The sequence below is a fragment of the Oleiphilus sp. HI0086 genome (genome assembly GCF_001635225.1).
On record NZ_LWFZ01000137.1, the window covers coordinates 1 to 876 of the forward strand.

Here is an 876-nt window from a genome sequence, read left to right on the forward strand (position 1 = left end):
TTCTGGTGAGAGTTTATTGATATTCATGGTTTTCAAATATGGCCTTAGTGATTAATTTTCTGGTCGATGAGGCCGACTTTACGAACCAGCTCAGCTGTTCGATTGGCATAGCCCCATTCATTGTCATACCACACATAAAGCTTAAGTTGAGTGCCGTTAACCAGCATAGTTGAAGGCGCATCAATGATGGCTGAACGAGGATCGGTTTTGTAATCGATAGAAACCAGTGGCCGCTCTTCGTAACCGAGTATGCCTTGTAGTGCTTCTTCAGAAGCACTTTTTAATAGAGCGTTCACTTCTTCTACCGAGCTTTCTTTTTCTAGTTCGAATACACAGTCAGTGATCGATGCATTGGCTAATGGAACACGTACCGCATGACCGTTTAACTTACCTTTTAACTCTGGAAAGATATGAGTGATCGCCGTAGCTGAACCGGTGGTGGTTGGAATCAGGCTCATACCACAGGCTCGTGCACGTCGCAGATCCTTATGGGGCGCATCGAGAATGGTCTGGGTATTGGTAATATCGTGAATAGTTGTCATTGAGCCATGTTTAATACCTAGACTTTCATGGATCACTTTAACCACCGGCGCCAGGCAGTTTGTTGTGCATGATGCAGCAGTAATAATCGGGTAGACCTCTGGGTCATACAGGTCATCGTTCACACCCATCACAATATTTAGTACACCCTCTTCTTTGACCGGAGCGGTCACGACAACGCGCTTCACACCCTGATCGAGATAGGCCTGAAGTACCTGCTTGCTCTTCATTTTGCCGGACGCTTCGATAACAATATCGCAGCCTGACCAATCGGTTTCAGAGATCGTCTTATTTTGTGTGCAAGGAATCGTATGCTCACCGATAAGTATGCTTGAA

General features: G+C 45.7%; 1 protein-coding gene. It reads right to left on the reverse strand.

From position 1 onward, the window contains the following. Nucleotides 1-44 precede the first annotated feature (44 nt). Nucleotides 45-876: ArsJ-associated glyceraldehyde-3-phosphate dehydrogenase (locus tag A3756_RS01950; RefSeq protein WP_068552803.1), on the reverse strand; the 832-nt coding region annotated here is incomplete at its 5' end.